This is a genomic window from Afipia sp. GW821-FHT04G03 (genome assembly GCF_059419985.1).
In genome coordinates this window covers 158,560-175,492 of sequence record NZ_JBWKSV010000002.1, presented here as the reverse complement: position 1 = coordinate 175,492, position 16,933 = coordinate 158,560, and the positions used below count along the sequence as shown (strand labels likewise).

16 protein-coding genes and 1 tRNA gene are annotated in these 16,933 nt (G+C 60.6%); 9 read left to right on the top strand and 8 right to left on the bottom strand.

Annotation, left to right across the window (positions count from 1 at the left end; genetic code table 11):
• The first annotated feature begins 34 nt into the window (after positions 1 to 34).
• From AC07UB_RS10085 to AC07UB_RS10075, 3 genes are all read left to right on the top strand, one after another.
• Positions 35 to 1,483 (top strand): alpha,alpha-trehalose-phosphate synthase (UDP-forming), encoded by a 1,449-nt coding sequence (locus AC07UB_RS10085; RefSeq protein ID WP_492791592.1) that lies wholly within the window; start codon positions 35 to 37, stop codon positions 1,481 to 1,483.
• 141 nt (positions 1,484 to 1,624) lie between these two features.
• Positions 1,625 to 1,714: transfer RNA gene (locus tag AC07UB_RS10080), tRNA-Ser, on the top strand.
• Positions 1,715 to 1,787: 73 nt separating this feature from the next.
• The gene (locus AC07UB_RS10075; protein WP_494652855.1) at positions 1,788 to 2,222 is read left to right on the top strand and encodes an HIT family protein; all 435 of its coding nucleotides are present in this window, start codon (positions 1,788 to 1,790) and stop codon (positions 2,220 to 2,222) included.
• Positions 2,223 to 2,304: 82 nt separating this feature from the next.
• Here the strand turns inward: AC07UB_RS10075 and AC07UB_RS10070 are convergent, their stop codons facing one another.
• The 4 genes from AC07UB_RS10070 to AC07UB_RS10055 form a co-directional block, all read right to left on the bottom strand.
• On the bottom strand, positions 2,305 to 3,003 hold the full coding sequence (locus AC07UB_RS10070) for an ABC transporter ATP-binding protein (protein ID WP_492791614.1): 699 nt from the start codon (positions 3,001 to 3,003) through the stop codon (positions 2,305 to 2,307).
• The gene (locus AC07UB_RS10065; RefSeq protein WP_494653606.1) at positions 3,000 to 4,772 is read right to left on the bottom strand and encodes a branched-chain amino acid ABC transporter ATP-binding protein/permease; all 1,773 of its coding nucleotides are present in this window, start codon (positions 4,770 to 4,772) and stop codon (positions 3,000 to 3,002) included. Before AC07UB_RS10065 ends, AC07UB_RS10070 begins: the two co-directional genes overlap by 4 nt.
• Positions 4,773 to 4,915: 143 nt before the next feature.
• Positions 4,916 to 5,791 (bottom strand): branched-chain amino acid ABC transporter permease, encoded by an 876-nt coding sequence (locus tag AC07UB_RS10060; protein WP_494652853.1) that lies wholly within the window; start codon positions 5,789 to 5,791, stop codon positions 4,916 to 4,918.
• Positions 5,792 to 5,932: 141 nt separating this feature from the next.
• On the bottom strand, positions 5,933 to 7,285 hold the full coding sequence (locus AC07UB_RS10055; RefSeq protein ID WP_494652851.1) for a substrate-binding protein: 1,353 nt from the start codon (positions 7,283 to 7,285) through the stop codon (positions 5,933 to 5,935).
• A gap of 351 nt (positions 7,286 to 7,636) precedes the next feature.
• Between AC07UB_RS10055 and AC07UB_RS10050 the strand changes: the two genes are divergently transcribed.
• The 3 genes from AC07UB_RS10050 (at position 7,637) to AC07UB_RS10040 (ending at position 9,849) form a co-directional block, all read left to right on the top strand.
• Positions 7,637 to 8,194, top strand: coding sequence for a hypothetical protein (locus tag AC07UB_RS10050; RefSeq protein WP_494652849.1), 558 nt, complete (start codon positions 7,637 to 7,639; stop codon positions 8,192 to 8,194).
• A 179-nt stretch (positions 8,195 to 8,373) separates the two neighbouring features.
• Positions 8,374 to 8,856 (top strand): MarR family winged helix-turn-helix transcriptional regulator, encoded by a 483-nt coding sequence (locus tag AC07UB_RS10045; RefSeq protein ID WP_494652847.1) that lies wholly within the window; start codon positions 8,374 to 8,376, stop codon positions 8,854 to 8,856.
• A gap of 273 nt (positions 8,857 to 9,129) precedes the next feature.
• Positions 9,130 to 9,849, top strand: coding sequence for an outer membrane protein (locus AC07UB_RS10040; protein WP_494652845.1), 720 nt, complete (start codon positions 9,130 to 9,132; stop codon positions 9,847 to 9,849).
• A 78-nt stretch (positions 9,850 to 9,927) separates the two neighbouring features.
• Here AC07UB_RS10040 and AC07UB_RS10035 read toward each other — a convergent pair whose 3' ends face one another.
• From AC07UB_RS10035 to AC07UB_RS10025, 3 genes are read right to left on the bottom strand one after another with little or no spacing between them, the layout of a single operon-like run.
• The gene (locus AC07UB_RS10035; protein WP_494652843.1) at positions 9,928 to 11,142 is read right to left on the bottom strand and encodes an ABC transporter substrate-binding protein; all 1,215 of its coding nucleotides are present in this window, start codon (positions 11,140 to 11,142) and stop codon (positions 9,928 to 9,930) included.
• A 58-nt stretch (positions 11,143 to 11,200) separates the two neighbouring features.
• Positions 11,201 to 11,524, bottom strand: coding sequence for a 2Fe-2S iron-sulfur cluster-binding protein (locus AC07UB_RS10030; protein WP_492791621.1), 324 nt, complete (start codon positions 11,522 to 11,524; stop codon positions 11,201 to 11,203).
• A gap of 10 nt (positions 11,525 to 11,534) precedes the next feature.
• Positions 11,535 to 12,683: a cytochrome P450 gene (locus AC07UB_RS10025; protein WP_492792751.1), complete on the bottom strand. Its 1,149-nt coding sequence runs from the start codon at positions 12,681 to 12,683 to the stop codon at positions 11,535 to 11,537.
• A 238-nt stretch (positions 12,684 to 12,921) separates the two neighbouring features.
• On the opposite strand from AC07UB_RS10025, the gene AC07UB_RS10020 reads away from it, so the two are divergent.
• Positions 12,922 to 13,434 (top strand): MarR family winged helix-turn-helix transcriptional regulator, encoded by a 513-nt coding sequence (locus AC07UB_RS10020; RefSeq protein ID WP_492791622.1) that lies wholly within the window; start codon positions 12,922 to 12,924, stop codon positions 13,432 to 13,434.
• A 221-nt stretch (positions 13,435 to 13,655) separates the two neighbouring features.
• Here the strand turns inward: AC07UB_RS10020 and AC07UB_RS10015 are convergent, their stop codons facing one another.
• Positions 13,656 to 14,555 carry a LysR family transcriptional regulator gene (locus tag AC07UB_RS10015; RefSeq protein WP_492791623.1) on the bottom strand — a complete coding sequence of 300 codons (900 nt, stop codon included), beginning with the start codon at positions 14,553 to 14,555 and terminating at the stop codon, positions 13,656 to 13,658.
• Positions 14,556 to 14,665: 110 nt separating this feature from the next.
• Between AC07UB_RS10015 and AC07UB_RS10010 the strand changes: the two genes are divergently transcribed.
• Positions 14,666 to 15,640, top strand: coding sequence for an NAD(P)H-dependent flavin oxidoreductase (locus AC07UB_RS10010; protein ID WP_492791624.1), 975 nt, complete (start codon positions 14,666 to 14,668; stop codon positions 15,638 to 15,640).
• 86 nt (positions 15,641 to 15,726) lie between these two features.
• Positions 15,727 to 16,887 (top strand): ABC transporter substrate-binding protein, encoded by a 1,161-nt coding sequence (locus tag AC07UB_RS10005; RefSeq protein WP_492792752.1) that lies wholly within the window; start codon positions 15,727 to 15,729, stop codon positions 16,885 to 16,887.
• Positions 16,888 to 16,933 lie beyond the last annotated feature (46 nt).

The window sequence follows — 16,933 nt, the reverse complement described above, 5'->3', positions numbered from 1 at the left end:
TAGTTTTGCGCTTGCGAAACTAGGGAGGGCCCCTGTGGATCTCGTCGTTGTTTCCAATCGTGTCGCGCGCGCAAAAGCAAATGAGCCGATGACCGGTGGATTGGCAGCCGCACTGCTGCCTGTTGTTGAAAAATCTGGTGCGATCTGGGTCGGTTCCTCCGGCCGCGTTCGTGACAACGCTACCAAGGATTCGTTCGCCCAGATCGAATCGCTGGGCGCTGGCGCGTTGGCTCTTCTCGATCTCCCCGCCGCGCACTACGGCGGTTACTATGAGGGCTTCGCAAATTCCGCATTGTGGCCCGCGCTGCATTCCCGCACCGATCTTATTCGAGTCTCGCAAGACGATTATCAATCCTATCGTGAAGTGAACGCCTTCATGGCGCGCGCGCTGATGAGGTTTCAAAAGCCGAACGCGGCGTTCTGGATTCAGGATTACCATTTCCTCGCCCTCGGCGCGGAGATGCGCGCTCTCGGCATCCGCAATCCGCTCGGCTTCTTCCTGCATACGCCATGGCCCGCCCGGCGGATTATTTCCGGCGTGCCGCATCATCGCGAGCTGATCGAGGCGATGCTGGCCTATGATCTGATCGGGTTCCAGACCGAGGACGATTGCGAGAATTTCGCGACTTATCTGCGCAGCGATCTCGGTCTTCAGGTCGACAGGGGAGGAATTGTCACGTCGCAATTCGGTACCTCGCGCATTGCTGCATTCCCCATCGGTATCGATGTTGACGGATTTGCCGCGCAAGCCCAGCGTGCATCGTCGCATCCGGACGTGTCGCGCCTGCGCAAGAGCCTGCACGGCGAGCGTCTGGCGATCGGCGTCGATCGCGTGGATTACTCCAAGGGTCTGGTCAATCGCATCAGCGCGTTCGACCGGCTATTCGAGATGCAGCCGTCGTTGAAACGCTCGGTCTCGCTGCTTCAGATCGCAACGCCGTCGCGCGGCGGCATCGAGGCCTACTGCAATCTGCAGGACGAATTGTCGAAGCAGGTGACCGAGGTCAACGGGCGTCATGGCGAGGTGGATTGGACGCCGATCCGCTATCTCAGCAAGGGCTTCAGCCAGACCGTGCTGGCCGGATTCTACCGTGCCGCGCAAGTCGGCGTGGTCACGCCGTTGCACGACGGCATGAATCTGGTCGCCAAGGAATATGTCGCAGCCCAAAATCCGATCGATCCGGGCGTCCTCGTGCTCTCGAAATTCGCCGGCGCGGCAAACGAACTCGACACTGCGTTGCTGGTCAATCCGCATGACATCGACGGCATGGCACGCGCCATCGCTGTTGCATTGTCTATGCCTGCCACCGAGCGGCGGATGCGCTGGGAAGCGATGATGGTCAAGCTGCGCGCCAGCACGGTTCATAGCTGGTTCGCGGATTTCATCGATGCGCTGGAGAACACGCATTTGGCGACGGGGCCAAACCTGCCGTCCGCCGTTGTCCGGCCGCTACGTACCGCCGGCAGCAGGCTCTATCACTGAGCGCGGACCACGCGGACCGGTGGTTTTCCCGTCTGGTTGGTCGCCAAATAACGATAGAACTTCAGATATTTACGGAATATTTGCCGCTAGCGCCCGCGCTCTCTTGCAAAACGGCGCGTGCCCCTTCATGACAGCGCATCCGGAGGGATGGCCGAGTGGCTTAAGGCGCACGCTTGGAAAGCGTGTGTGCGGGAAACCGTACCGTGGGTTCGAATCCCACTCCCTCCGCCAGCGAATCTTTGCCTGTGCGTGGGCATTCAAAACGCTGAAATCCGGCGGTCTCCCGCCGGCGGCAGGGAGCAAGATGGCGACCTACGACAATCAGAACATCTTCGCGAAAGTCCTTCGTGGCGAGATTCCCTCGTACAAGGTTTACGAGAACGAGCATACGTTCGCGTTTCTCGACATCATGCCGCGCTCGCCAGGGCATACGCTGGTGATCCCGAAGGGTCCTGTGCGGGGTATCCTCGACATTTCGGCCGACGCTTTCGCGGAAGTGGCGCGCACCACCAGAACCATCGCGGTCGCGGCGGTCAGGGCGTTCAATGCGGGCGGTGTGATCATTCAGCAGTTCAGCGAGCCGGCCAGCGGCCAGGTCGTGCTGCACATGCATATGCACGTGATGCCCATGACCGAGGGGATCGATCTGTTGCCGGCTCAAACGCGCCGGGAAGATCCGAAGGTCCTCGAACAGAACGCGGCAAAGCTGATAGCCGCTCTCAAAGAGCAATCGGCTTAGTCAGCGAACCGCATCGCCGCGGCGGGCGACCACTCTCCACGCGACAGCGATTGCTGTTATCGTGTCGGGTCGCCCAACCTCGCTAAACGCCGAGATAGCGCTGCAGCACGTCCGGTTGCTTCTTTATTTCCAGCGCCGGTCCTTCGTGGACGATATGGCCGTTATTGATGATGTAGACGCGCTGCGCGAGTGCGAGCGTCGCGGCGAGATTTTGCTCGACCAGCACGATCGTCTGTCCTGCTGCCGCAAGCGCGCGGCATGCGTTTACCAGATCGCGAACAATCACGGGCGCGAGCCCTTCAAAAGGTTCATCGAGCAGGATGATTTCCGGGTCGCGGATCAGCGCGCGTGCGATGGCAAGCATCTGTTGCTCGCCTCCTGACAGATCGGTGCCGCGATTGCCGCGCCGTTCCTTCAGCCGGGGGAACATCTCGTAAATCCGGTCGAGCGGCCAGCGCTTCGGTGCGGTGATCCCGGCCAGAACGAGGTTTTCCTCGACGTTGAGGCTGCCGAAAATCCGGCGGTCTTCATGCACGAGCTGGATACCGGCCTGCGCGATGGTGTGGCTCTGCTGCCCGGCCAGATCCTTGCCGTTGAACATGACCTTGCCGTGGCGCGGCGCCACCACACCCATCAGGCTCTTCAGCGTTGTGCTTTTGCCCGCGCCATTGCGGCCGAGCAGCGCTACCACCTCGTTGCGCTCCACGCGCATCGAGACGTCGAAGAGAATGTGGGAATCCCCATAATATGAATTGAGTCCACTGACCTCGAGCAAACTCATTCGAGCACTCCCCCGAGATAGGCTTCCTGCACGATCGGATTGTTCTTGATTTCATCCGGCGTGCCTTCAACCAGCACACAGCCTTCCTGCAACACGGTGATGCGCTCCGCCAGTTCAAACAAGGCGTCCATGTCGTGATCGATGATGATCATGGTGCGCCCCTGGGCAATGGATTTAAGCAGCTTGACGGTTTCCACCCGCTCACGCGGACTCATGCCGGCCAGTGGCTCGTCGAGCAACAGAAGGCTCGGCGAATTCGCGAGCGCCAAACCGATCTCCAGCCGCCGCTTCTCGCCGTAGGCCAGCGAGGACACTGCCACGTCGGCGCGCTCGACCAGATTGATCATGGCGAGCGTGTGCTCGACCTGCTCAATCAGCCCGGGAATATTGTAAGTCCGCCGCAGCATGTCGAAGCGGAATTTGCCGCGTAGCTCCGCAAGTACGGCGATGATGAGATTCTCACGCACCGTGAGCCGAGAGAAGAGCTGGTTGACCTGATAACTCTTGGTCAATCCGAACTGGCAGACATCGGTGACGGTCTTGCCGGTGATGTCGGCGCCTTCGAACACGATTTTGCCGGATGTCGGGACCACTTCGCAGGTCAGCATCTTGAAGAATGTCGACTTGCCGGCACCGTTGGGTCCGATCACGCCGCGCAATTCGCCATGCTGTACGGTGAAATCGATATCGCTGTTGGCCACGAGACCGCCGTAACGCTTGGTCAGGCCGGTGGCTTGCAGGATGGGACCCTTGTAGCCGTCGAGCGCGCGGCGGCGCGGCGGCATCGGCGCTGCCGCCGGCTCTCTTGCAACTGCGGCTTCTGCGGCTTTCTGTTCTTCTTCGGCGGTGAGGCCGGGCGTCGGTGCAGCTTCGACGGGTTCAGGGGCAGGTGTCTTGCGAGCGAAAGTCAGCTCATAAAGATCCCTGAGACCGCCGATAATGCCACGACGGAGGAAGCAGACCAGCAGGACGAAGACAACGCCGAGCGCGAGCTTCCATGCCGCGCCTAGACCGGCGGTGTCCTGCAGAAAGTCGCGCAGGTAGAGCCAGACCGCTGCGCCGACCAGCGGCCCGTAAAGCGTGCCGAGACCGCCGATAACCGTCTGCATGACGAGTTGGCCGGAGGTGTCGAATGTGAAGGCGTCCGGCGGCATGTAGCCTTGCAACACGCCGAGCAGGCCGCCGGCGAGACCGCCGTAAGCGGCGGCCACGACGAACACGAGCAGTTTGTAACCGTGGACGTTATGGCCGACGGCGGCGGCACGCAGCGGATTATCGCGGATCGCCACCAGAATGCGGCCGACAGGCGAGTGAACGATGCGGCGCGCGATGATGATGCCGATCAGATAGCAGACGGCCAGGAAGCCATACATCGTCCAGCCGCTGCTGACCGAAACGGTGGTGAAACCGAAATTGAAAACAGGCGACGGCACACCGGGCAGGCCGTTCTCGCCACCGGTGAAATCGGACAGTGGCGAGTTCTCCATGAAGAAAAACACCTCCGCGATCGCCACCGTGATCATCGCGAAATAGATACCGGTGCGGCGCAGCGCCACCAGACCGACCAGATAGCCGGTGACGGCGGCGGCAACGGTGCCGATGAACAGGCCGAGCATGACACTGGAAAGGCCGGTGCGCGTGAGCAGATACGCCGCGACAAAGCCGCCGGTGCCGAAAAAGGCGGATTGCCCGAACGACAGCAGGCCGGTGTAGCCGAACAACAGATCGAAACCGATGCCGAACAGGCCCATCACCAGAATCCGGCTCATGGTGTTCGGAACGAAGCCCAGCGACGGCAGCACGAAGGGCGCGGCGATGAGTGCGGCGGCAAGAATGATATCCGGCAGCCAGACGCGGCGCGCCCAAGGAGACCGCCCGGAAGCGGGCGGAGAAGAAGGGGTCATCGTCATGTTCAGTTCCGCCCTTGACTGCCGAGCAGACCATGCGGACGCAGCACGAGAACGAGCGTCATCACGGCGAACAGCATGGCGTAGGAATAACCGGGGTTGATCATCGATGTGATGCTGAGGATTTCGCCGGCGATCAGTCCGCCCAGCACCGCACCGGGGAACGATCCGACGCCGCCGATCACAACAACGACGAAGGCCTGCACCAAAATGGCGTCGCCGATATCCGGCGTGATAGGCGCCACTGGCAGGTTGACGATGCCGGCGAAGCCGGCCGCCATCGCGCCAATGCCGAACACGACCATGAAGATGCGATAGACGTTGATGCCGAGCGAATCGACCATTACCGAATCTTCGATGCCGGCGCGCACGATCATGCCGAGCCGGGTGCGGTACAGAACGAGGTACAGCCCAAGCAGCGCCACCGCCACGATGCCGACGACCGCGAGGCGATAAGTCGGGTAAAACATGAAGCCGAGCGATGTGATGCCTGAGGCCCACGGCGGGGAGGGCATCGACTTCGACAGACTGCCGAAGAAAAATCGGATCAGTTCGACGAAGCAGATGCCGAGGCCGAACGTGACCAGAATTTGATCTTCGTCGGGGCGGCTGTAAAAATGACGAATGATGACGCGTTCAATGACCACGCCCGCCAGCAGCACGAACAACGAGCCGCCGATCACCGCCGCGGCATAGGATTCGGTGTAGCTGTAGACGACGTAACCGGCGTAACCGCCGACCATGAACATTGCGCCATGCGCGAGGTTAAGCACGCCCAGCGTGCCGTAGATAATGGTCAGGCCCGAACTGATCAGCGCGAGCAACGCGCCCAGCACCAGGCCATTGAACATCTGCGAAACAAGATTAGCCCAGTTGATCAACGGAACGCCTCACTCAGCAATAGAACATCGTCCGGCAAAAAAATCTGGCTGCTGCCGGAAAATGCTCGAGTTTGATAAAAGGGCGCGTATTCCGGCTGCACTCGCGAGTGAGTTCGACGGAATACGCGCGTTATGCGGACGTCAGGTGTAGCCGCCGAGCTTGCAGCCGTAGTGATCCGGCGCCTGCAGCAGTCCCTCTCCGCCGACAACCTCGACCACCTCGTAGAAGTCGTCCGGGTTCTTCATGTCGCCCGGCTTTTTGCCGCGCGTGATGACCACGGGACGGATCAACTGATGATCCGCGCCGCGGAATTGCACTTCGCCCACCATCGACTGCACCTTGGCGCCAGCTTCGTAGGCCTTGATGACGTCCGGCGGGTAGAACGATTTTGCCCGCTCAACCGCATCGGCCCACATCGCAAGCTGCATGTACGCTGTGCACGCGCCCCATTCCGGGTTGCTCTTGTGCTTGGCGCGAAATGCCTCATTGAACATCTTGGCGAGCGGATACTTGTCTTCCATCGTCCACCAGTAATCGGTGGCGGCGAACACGCCCTGCATGTTCGCGGCGCCGACTTCCTTGGCGAGGAACGGCGTGTTGTAGGGAACCACCAGCGTCATTTTGCCGAGAATGCCGAACTGCTTGGCCTGCGAGATCGACAGCACGGCGTCACGGCCGAAGTTGATGTTGATCAGCACGTCCGCGCCGCTATTGGCAACATTGAGAAGATAAGAGCTGTAGTCCGTGGTGCCGAGCGGTGAAATCTGGTTGGTGACAACCGTCCAGCCACCCTCCTTGAGATAGTCTTCCATCGACTGCCGCGTGGTGTGGCCGTAGGTGTAATCCGGAGTTAGGAAGGCGATCTTCTTGTTCTTGCCGAGATTCTTGATCAGGAACGGCGCAATCGCCTTGGCTGCGGTCTGCGCGTGGAAACATTCGCGGAAGCTGTAACGCACGCAATCCTTGCCGGTCGTGTCGTTGGAACCGGAAATGCCGGGCAGGTAGATGACCTTCTCGCGGTCTCCGGTCTTGTTCATGGCGACCGCTTCAGCGCTCGACACCGAGCCGGTGACGACGACGGCCTTATCCTGGCTGATGAATTTCGAAAAATTCTGTACGGCGGTATTCGGCTTGGCTTCCGAGTCCGCGATGCCATGCTTGATCTGCTTGCCGAGCACGCCCTTTTTGATGTTGGGGGAAATCTTGCTCATCAGGGGATTGCCCGCGTTGAGATGCTCGATCGCAAGCTCATAGCCCTTGATGAGATCTTCGCCCGGCGCGGCATATGTTCCTGTGCGAGGCACCGAAATACCGACAAATACCGAGGATCCGGACGATCCGGCCGGATAGGTTCCGAGCGCTGGATGATCTTCTGCGAGTGCCGGGACGATCTTACCGGCGGGCAGCATGACTCCGCCTGCGAGGCCCGCCGCGGTCTGGAGCATCGCGCGCCGCGACAGCGGAATGTTGAAATTCTGAATTACCTTCTTCATCAGTCATCCTCCAAAATGCATTTTGTTGTTGTGATACGCGCTTCAAGTGGGCCGCAAAGGCGCCCGGTCTGGACGACAGCATTTCGCAGAACGTCATGACGACCCGCGATCGTTCATGCTCCCTTTTTGATTTTCCAGCGTCATCGCCCTCACGACGGCAGATCACTTGTCAGTCCGCGTGAGATTTCATATCGCATTACGATATACTTGACTGTCAATGTCACTTTCGTCGCATGACTTCCCGTACTAGGATGCGAGGATGCATCGGTTTGCGATATATTCGAAAATCATGTTGCGCTGCGGCCGGGGTCGTTCGCGTGCTCGGCGTCGCGAGTGGCAGGTGCGATGAGCATGAAAAGCAAAGCCGTCTCTTCGCTGGTTCGCCGCAGCGTATCGTCGCGACGCAAAGGCAACGCGCTGCTTGCAGCGGACCCGCGCTTCGGGACGGTGCGTAAAGCCGGGCCGCAATTGGTAAGCAGCAGCCTCATTGCGGCAACCGCTGCAGACATATCCAGCGAACTCAGCGGCCGTGCGATCAACGTTCTGAAATTGCTGGCGCCGGAGCTCACGGGAGAGATTCCGCCGCGCGGACACTGGATTCCCGGGGATGTGTTCCTGCGCAAGATCACGATGAAGAATCTTGCAACCGCACGGAATTGCGGCCCGCAGACCTCCGAGGAGATCGTCAAGTGGGCCGCATCGCGCGGCGTGACCATTCCGCCGATTCGCCATGCCGGCAAATCGCTCACGGCGATGTGGCGTGAACTCGAGACAAGATTCGCCGAAGGCAAACTGACCAAGGTTGAGATCACCGAAGCGCTTGAAAGATCCGTGCGGCGAAGAAGCACGAAGGTCCCTTTGGCGCTGCAGATCATTCTTCTGAGCCTGCTCAGTTCATCCTGCGAGTAATCGGAGCGTCATCGCCAAGCCGTTGCATTGACGGGGACCTGTTCGAGGCTTGGCGACATGGCGAAACGCATTGGGACAACCGCCTAATCGTGTGCGATTCCGCGGGTGGGTAACGTATATTCGGGCCGCCAATAGCGCTATCATCGAACAGATGAAGCGCTTGTGCGCAGGACAAGAGAATGACCCTTTCGACGCGAAAGCCACGCTCCGCCGTAAGTCGTGCCGGCGCAAAACCAGAAACCCACGACAAGACACCAGCGGTGGACTACGAGGCGCTCGCCCGGTTTCGCTTCGAGCTTCGGAAATTTCAGGCGTTCAGCGAAGCGGCAGCTCACAAAGAGGGCCTTACACCGCAACAGCATCAAGCGCTTCTCACCATCAAGGGCTTCTCAAGCCACGGCTCCGTCTCGATCGGTGAACTGGCGGGGTTTTTGCTGATCCGACACCACACCGCTGTCGAGCTGGTGGATAGGATGACAAAACTCGGCCTTCTCAGCAGAATGGTCGACAGCGACGATGGCCGGCGTGCCCTGGTCAAGTTGACTAGGGAAGGTGAAAGACGGCTACGGAAGCTGTCAAAAATTCATTTCCAGGAAATCAGCGCGATAAGCCCGACGTTGACCAAGATCATGAAGCCCTTTCGGCGATCTCTGCAGACATAATAGAAGCCAAGAAATCCGAGTTTCAACGTGACGGGCGAGGCGGAGTAACTCGCCTCTTATTTCCTCTGGCGGCAAGAGTGGCTGTCGGTAGCCTTGCGGGCGCATCATGCTTAACAGGACCTTTCGATTTCGGCCGATAACGTGTCTATTTTGTCACGCTTGAAGAGAAAGCCACGGCTGGCCCATTCGGCCGGAACCATCAGGCCTCCTGTCCATTTTTCGTTAACTGGGGGGCCGATAGGGTCCGTCCAACGCAAACATTGGGGAAAAACAATGCGCATCCGTTCCGCACTTCTGGCACTGTCCGCGACCTTGCTGGCTTCGACCGCATCATTCGCCGCCGATATGGGCCCTCGTTCTTACACCAAGGCACCGGTTTACGCGCCCGCGCCGATCTATAACTGGACCGGCATCTACGTCGGTGCGCACATCGGCGCCGCCTTCGGTGGCGACGACGCCTTCGCGACCAGCATTGTTGGCCTCACCGGCACCAGCCGTGACGCAGCCTTCCTCGGCGGCGGTCAGATCGGTGCTGACTACCAGTTCGCTCCGAACTGGTTGGTCGGTATCGAAGGCCAGATCAGCGCGCTGTCGAACAATGACCGCACCTTCACGAACGGCGCTGCTGTTCTCCGCGACCGTTCGGATTGGCTCGCTTCGGTCACCGGCCGCCTCGGCTACACCTGGGGTCCGGGCCTGATCTACGCCAAGGGCGGTGTTGCATTCCGTGACGACAGCGGCCTCGCTGCAACCGCTGGCTTCCTGCCGGCTGTCACCAACCGCGAATCGACCGGCTACACCGTCGGTGGTGGTCTGGAATACATGTTCGCCCCCGCTTGGTCGGCGAAGATCGAATACCAGTACTATAACTTCGACAACACGACTGTTGTGACCCCCGCGGGCGCGCTGTCCTACAAGGACGACCTCCACACTGTGAAGGTTGGCGTGAACTACCACTTCAACTGGGGTGGTCCGGTCGTCGCGAAGTACTGAGACTTTCCAGAGACGAATTGAAAAGGCCCCGGAAAACCGGGGCCTTTTTTCTTTGTCGTTCTTATCGGGGCCCTGATGTCACTTGATCATCGGGCAGCCGCCATCGGCCATCGGCCTGAAGGCCTGCTCGGCGGGAATCGTGGTCAGCAGCTTGTAGTAATCGTACGGATACTTGGACTCCGCGGGCTTCTTGATCTCGAACAGATAGACCGGATGGATTACGCGCCCATCCGCGCGAATGGTGACGTCGCCGAACAGCTTGTCCTTGCCTTTGAACTTCTTCATCTGCGGCACGGCATCCTTGGCGTCGTCGCTGCCGGTGGCGGCGACTGCATTGAGGTACGCGAGCGTCGAGGCATAGACGCCGGCCTGATTGCCGCTCGGCATCTTGCCGTTCATGCCCGGCCGGGCTGCGAAGCGCTTGGCGAAGGCGCGGGTATCGTCATCCATGTCCCAGTAAAATGATTCCGTCAGCAGCAGCCCCTGCGCCACCTTCAGCCCCATGCCGTGAACGTCGTTGATGAAAATCAGGAAGGCCACCATGGATTGCCCGCTTTCCTTCAGGCCGAATTCGCCGGCCTGCTTCACGGCGTTGATGGTGTCGGCGCCTGCATTGGCAAGGCCCACGACCTTGGCCTTGGAGTTCTGCGCCTGCAGCAGCATCGAGGCGAAATCCGACGTGCCGAGTGGATGCCGCGACGAACCCAGCACCTTGCCGCCGTGCTTCTGGATGTAGTTGGTGGCTTCGGCTTCGATGCCTTGACCCAGCGCGTAGTTGACCGTCAGGAAGTACCAGTCGGTGCCGCCACGCTGCATCATCGCCGCAGCCGTGGTATTGCCGGTGGCCCAGGCGTCGTTGACCCACTGAATGGTGTTCGGCGAACAGTCCTTGCCGGTGAGGTCGGAGGTGGCCGTGGAGGACGCCAGAAACGTCATCTTCGTATGGCGTGCGATATTGTTGATGGCGAGGCCGACCGACGAATTCGGCACGTCGACGATGGCATCAACTTTTTCGATGTCGAGCCATTTGCGCGCGATCCCCGAGCCGACATCCGCCTTGTTCTGATGGTCGGCATAGACGATATCGACCTTGATGTTCTTGCCGCCGCCGTTGAAATCTTCGGCGGCCATGCGTGCGGCTTCCACCGATCCCATGCCGTTGGTGTCCTGAAACACGCCTGAAATGTCGTTCAGCACGCCGACGCGCACCACGTCGTCGGAAATTTCCGCCTGCGCCGCGCTGAGTGTGATGCACGACGCGGCGATGGCGAGATAGCCCTTGAGATTTTTCATTGTGTTTCCCCTCTGACTTTGTTTGCACGGTCCCGGCGCCCCGGGCCGCGTTGGTTTTCTAGACTTGTCGTTCCGGCACCCGCAGCACGAGACCATCGAGCTCCGGTGTGATCTTGATCTGACAGGACAGGCGGCTGTTCGGCAGCCGTTCGGTGGCGACGCCTTCCAGTAGTTCGTCCTCGTCGAGGCCGACTTCGGTGAGTCGGCCGATCCAGTTGTCGTCGACATAGACGTGGCAGGTGGCGCAGACGGCGCCGCCGCCGCATTCCCCGACGATGCCGTCGATGCCGTGGCGCAGCGCGGTCAGCATGGCGCTGTCGCCGTCATTGGCATCGACGCTCTCGGTGCGATTGTCCGGGTGGATGAATGTAACGCTTGGCATGGATACTCGCTCAGGCAGGCGTGAGAGTGACCGGCAGGCTTTCCAGCCCGCGCAGGGTGTTGTTGAAGCGGCGCTTGACGTCGCCGGTGATGGCAATGGAACGAACCTTGCGCGCGAGCGCAGCTAGCATCACCTCGCCCTCGAGCCGCGCCACCAGCTGACCCACGCACATGTGGATGCCGGAGCCGAAGCCGACATGGCCGCTGGTCTTGCGTGTGATGTCGTAGTGCTCCGGATTGTCCCATCGCCGCGGGTCGCGATTGGCCGAGCCGAGGAACATCAGGATCTTTTCGCCTTCGCCGACATGATGGCCGCTAATCTCGACCTCCGTCGTCGTGGTGCGGAAAAATGTCTGGACCGGGCTCTCGAAGCGGATCGCTTCCTCGAACGCATTACGAGCAAGGCTGACGTCGCTGCGTAGCCGGGCGAATTCGTCCGGAAACCGCGCAAGGCAATAGATCGCGGCGCCGATTCCATTCACCGTGGTGTCGATACCGGCGCTCAGCAATGAGCGGACCAGCATCGGTGCTTCCGCGGCGGTGATGTCGCCGGTATCGACGCGGGCATGGATACAGGCGCCGAATCCGCCGGGGGTGAGGTTGTCGCGCTGACATTGTTCCTGCACGTAGGCCTGGTGCGGTATCGAACGCTCGATAGCGGTCTGGCGCAATTCATTCGGCGGTCCGAACGCATTGAACACCACGCCGGCATAGGGCAGCAGATGTTCGCGCCCTTCCTGCTTCAGGCCCATCGCATCGGGAAATACCGATAGCGGATAGGCTTCCGCGAGATCGGCGATCGCATCGAAATTCCGCCGCGCCAGCAACTCATCGACCTTGGCTTCGGCGGCGGCTGCGAAGCCATCGCGGATCTGCTTCATCACGGCCGGCGACAGCACCTTGCTGAGAACAGCGCGCGTGCGCGTGTGTTCCGGAGGGTCCGCCTCTAGAATAAGGCTCGGCGGCCGCCACGGCTTCTCCTTGGCGAAATCGCTGAGCCCCGCGCCGCGGCTGGAGCAGAACGTCGCCGGATCGTTGAGCACCGCATGGACCTCGGCATAACGCGCGACGCCATAGACATTCCATTTTTCGAGATGCACGACGGGGGCGGTCTCGCGCAACAACTCATGGGTCGGATACGGGTCCGCGAAAAATTCCATCGCAAATGGATCAACATCGAGGCCCGGCGGGCGAAGCTGCGCGCGGCCATCGATGCCGAGTGCACCCGATGCAAAAGCTAGAACGGGATGCGCTGAACTTGTTTCGGTCATGGGAGCCTCCCTGAGTTCGTTGTCATCAAACCGCGGCTTGTGATTTTTCGCGCGCGTGTTTCAATGGATCGAGCTTCTTGACTATGAAGTCTTTGCAGGTCAGGAATTTTCGGATGGGCACAATCGGATGAGCACCAAGAGATCGGCCGCATCGCGTTCCGCGAAACCGAAAGGCGCGAAGGCGGACCAGACGCTCGACCTCGAGCGATACGTTCCGGCGTTCATCACGTTTATCGGCAACAAACTGTCGCGCAGCGCCACGGTGTTTTATCAAAAGCAGTTCGGTGTGAACGTTACGGAATGGCGGATTATTTCGCTGCTCGCCATCGAGCCTGGCATTCCTGCATCGCGGATTTGCCATGTCATCGGCTTCGACAAGGGGCCGGTCAGCCGCACGCTGACTCTGATGCAGGAGCGCGGTCTTATCGTGATCAAGACCGATCCGCGTGATGGCCGCACCCATTCGATCTCGCTGACGCCGAAGGGTAAGGCGACCCATGACGCGGTTTTGGTCGCGGCGCTGGAACGCGAACGCCGGCTGCTGTCCTGCCTCGACGACAAGGAACGTGAAGTTCTGATCGATCTGCTGCGCCGGATTCACAGCAACCTTGGCGCCGTCAGCGCTCAGGCCGATTCCTGAAACAACAGATATCGTGGAATCGCGGCGGGTCGTCTTGCGCGGTCCTAAGACGTTTGCGCATGCCCGGTAAAGCCGTTCACCGCCAGCGCGGTCAGCCATCGTTCTCTCCCTGCGGGGCGCGGCATTTGCTGCTCTGTCGGACTCCCCGCGGAGATGCTGTCACGAATTAGTTGCTTGGGCAACAAAAAAGCGAAGTGGGCGCGGATCGCGGAACCCGGTGTCTAAATCCTTGTGGCGCCACTGAGAAGTTCGCGGTCGGCGCGCGAGCGGCGCGTGACGAAATCGATGACGGCGCGCACGGGCGGCAGTTCGATCAGATCGGGATGCGCCAGCAGCCAGATGTCGGAGAGGCCGGCCAGTTTCTGCGGCGCCACCCGGATGAGATCGTCGTGAGCGTCGCCGACGATGCAGGACATCGCACAGATGCCGACCCCGGCGCGGACAGCCGCCAGCATGTCGGCCTGCGACGAGCAGCGCATCACCACCGAGGCATGCTTGGCGACATGATCGCTCCAGCGCCCGAGTTCTGCATTGGAGGCGCGGTCCGCGAAGCCGACGATGCTGTGATGACCCCAGTCGTCGCGATGCTCGGGCAGCGGATGGCGGGCGGCGTAGTCGCGCGATGCATAGAAACCGACGCCCAGCCGCGCGATCTTGCGGCCGACAAGATTTTCGTCGCCGCTTTGATAGATGCGCAAAACGATGTCGGCCTCGCGCTTGCGCACGCTGACCGGAAACGGATGCGTGACGAATTCGATCTGAACGTCGGGATGGCTTTCGATGAAGGATGCCATGTGCGGCATCAGCCAGTAAGCCGCCAGCGTCGGGCCGATGGAAAATTTCACCAGTCCCCGCGCTTTCGCACCTTTGGCCGAGACGGCGGCTTCGGCCCGCAGCGCTGCGGCTTCCATCGCCCCGGCATGTTCGCGGAAGCGGCGACCCTGAACCGTCAACACCAGTCCGTCATTGGAGCGAACGAACAGCTTGGTCCCGAGCTGGGTCTCCAGCGCTGCAATCTCCCGCCCTACTGTGGGATGGCTGGAGCGCAGCCGGCGCGCCGCGCCGAGATAGCTGCCGGATTCTGCTACCGCGATGAAAGTTCGGCAAAGATCCCAGTCCATGGCGCGCTCCATTCGTCCGTACATTATTGATAATAGAATTGTTCATACTTGAACATACAGAAGCCCATCCGGGATGTTACCGTTGCTCACATTCACAACAGGAACATCCGATGCCGCTTCCAGCCTCACTCACCGGCACGCTCGAACTGCCCGTTCTCGGCTCGCCGCTCTTTCTCGTGTCGGGCCCCGAACTCGTGATCGCGCAATGCAAGGCCGGCATCGTCGGCTCGTTTCCGGCATTGAACGCGCGGCCGGTCGCGGTGCTCAGTGAATGGCTGACCCGGATCGAGGATGAGCTCGGCGACTACAAGGCGAAAAATCCGGACAAGAAGGTCGCGCCCTACGCGGTCAACCAGATCTGTCACGCCTCCAACGACCGGCTGATGCAGGACATGGAGACTTGCACGAAGCACAAGGTGCCGATCATCATCACATCGCTGCGCCCGCCGTCGGAAATCGTCGATGCCGCGCATTCCTATGGCGGCGTGGTGTTTCACGACGTCATCAATGTGAAGCACGCGCGCAAGGCGGCGGAGCAGGGCGTTGACGGCCTTATTCTCGTTTGTGCGGGCGCCGGCGGTCACGCCGGAACGTTGTCGCCGTTCGCGCTGGTACGCGAGGTGAAGCAGTGGTTCAAGGGCACCATTCTGCTGTCGGGCGCGATCTCCGACGGCTGGGGCATTGCGTCGGCGCTCGCGCTCGGCGCGGACATGGCCTACATGGGCACCCGCTTCATCGCCACCGTCGAGGCCAATGCCGATCCGGCCTACAAGAAAGCGCTGACCGATTACGCCGCGCACGACACCGTCTACACGAACCTGTTCACGGGCGTTCACGGCAACTATCTCGGCCCATCGATCGCCGCCGCCGGTCTCGACCCAGACAATCTGCCGGTCGCTGACAAAACCAAGATGAACTTCGGGTCCGGCGGCAACATGAAGGTCAAGGCGTGGCGCGACATCTGGGGCTCGGGTCAGGGCATCGGCCAGATCACCGATGCGCCGCCGGTCGCGGAACTGGTCGAGCGGCTCAAGGTCGAGTTCAACGAAGCGCGGGGAGATTTCCTGATGCGGGCCAGCGCCTGAGAGACAAGCACGCGCACAAGCGCGGCCTGACTAAAACAACAAACCCAAGGGAGAATGCCATGAGAATCTCGCGTATAGCGACCGCCATGCTTGCGCTCGCCGCCTGCGGAATCACGCAGACTCGTGCGGATACCAAAGGCGAGATCCGCATCGGACAAACGCTGCCTTACAGCGGGCCGCTGTCCGGATTCGGCGCGATTGGCCGGGTGCAGGAGGCATATTTCGCCAAGATCAATGCCGAGGGCGGCATCAACGGCCGCCAGGTGAAGTTCATCAGCATGGATGACGCCTACTCGCCGCCGAAGACTGTCGAGCACACCCGCAAGCTGGTCGAGCAGGACGAGGTGCAGGTAATGTTCGGTTCGCTCGGAACCGCCACCAACAATGCGGTGCATCGGTATCTCAATGGCAAGAAAATTCCTCAGTTGTTCGTGCTGAGCGGCGCGACCAAATGGGCCGACCCGAAGAATTTTCCGTACACCATGCCGGGAATGGCGGCCTACGAATCCGAGGGCGTGATCTACGCCAAGTACATTCTGCAAACCAAACCCGATGCGAAGATCGCCATTCTGGCGCAGAACGATGATTTCGGCCGCGACTATGTCGCCGGATTCAAGCGCGCGCTTGGCGCCAAAGCCGCGACGATGATCGTGTCCGAGGCAAGCTATGAAACCAGCGCGCCGACCATCAGTTCGCAGCTTGCGACCCTGAAGGCGTCCAATGCGAATGTGCTGTTCGGCGTTGTGCTCGGAAAGTTCACGTCGCAGTTGATCAAGGGCATCGCCGAACTGGGCTGGAAGCCGGACATGACGTTCCTGCCGACGTCGGCGGCGTCGATTTCGTTTCTGGCGCCGGCCGGGCTGGAAAATGCCGTCGGTATGATTTCGTCGAGCAACCAGAAAGACGTCAACGACGTTCAATGGGCCAACGATCCCGGCGTGAAGGAATTCTTCGCGTTCATGAAGCAGTACATGCCCAACGCGGATCTAAACAATTCCAACTATGCCGCCGGATACCACTATGTCGGTTTGCTGGCGATGGTTCTCAGGGCCTGCAAGGATGATTTCAGCAGTGAGAACATCAAGCGTCAGGCCGCATCGCTCAAGGACGTCCAGTTGCCGCTGCTGTTACCCGGCATTACGGTAACGACTGCGGCTGACGACTATCTGCCATTCCAGCAGCTTCTGCTGCGCCGCTTCGACGGCAAGAGCTGGGTTGGTTTCGGCGAGGTGCTGGACGATCAGTAAGCGCAGTCTGGGCGTGCCGCCGATGGACGCGGCGCGCCCAGCCTCG

Coding starts and splice junctions, on each gene's coding strand:
- AC07UB_RS10075 (WP_494652855.1), top strand. CDS start 1,788: ATGGCGACCTACGACAATCAGAACATCTTCGCGAAAGTCCTTCGTGGC.
- AC07UB_RS10070 (WP_492791614.1), bottom strand. CDS start 3,003: ATGAGTTTGCTCGAGGTCAGTGGACTCAATTCATATTATGGGGATTCC.
- AC07UB_RS10065 (WP_494653606.1), bottom strand. CDS start 4,772: ATGAGCCGGATTCTGGTGATGGGCCTGTTCGGCATCGGTTTCGATCTG.
- AC07UB_RS10055 (WP_494652851.1), bottom strand. CDS start 7,285: ATGAAGAAGGTAATTCAGAATTTCAACATTCCGCTGTCGCGGCGCGCG.
- AC07UB_RS10050 (WP_494652849.1), top strand. CDS start 7,637: ATGAAAAGCAAAGCCGTCTCTTCGCTGGTTCGCCGCAGCGTATCGTCG.
- AC07UB_RS10045 (WP_494652847.1), top strand. CDS start 8,374: ATGACCCTTTCGACGCGAAAGCCACGCTCCGCCGTAAGTCGTGCCGGC.
- AC07UB_RS10040 (WP_494652845.1), top strand. CDS start 9,130: ATGCGCATCCGTTCCGCACTTCTGGCACTGTCCGCGACCTTGCTGGCT.
- AC07UB_RS10035 (WP_494652843.1), bottom strand. CDS start 11,142: ATGAAAAATCTCAAGGGCTATCTCGCCATCGCCGCGTCGTGCATCACA.
- AC07UB_RS10030 (WP_492791621.1), bottom strand. CDS start 11,524: ATGCCAAGCGTTACATTCATCCACCCGGACAATCGCACCGAGAGCGTC.
- AC07UB_RS10025 (WP_492792751.1), bottom strand. CDS start 12,683: ATGGAATTTTTCGCGGACCCGTATCCGACCCATGAGTTGTTGCGCGAG.
- AC07UB_RS10020 (WP_492791622.1), top strand. CDS start 12,922: ATGAGCACCAAGAGATCGGCCGCATCGCGTTCCGCGAAACCGAAAGGC.
- AC07UB_RS10015 (WP_492791623.1), bottom strand. CDS start 14,555: ATGGACTGGGATCTTTGCCGAACTTTCATCGCGGTAGCAGAATCCGGC.
- AC07UB_RS10010 (WP_492791624.1), top strand. CDS start 14,666: ATGCCGCTTCCAGCCTCACTCACCGGCACGCTCGAACTGCCCGTTCTC.
- AC07UB_RS10005 (WP_492792752.1), top strand. CDS start 15,727: ATGCTTGCGCTCGCCGCCTGCGGAATCACGCAGACTCGTGCGGATACC.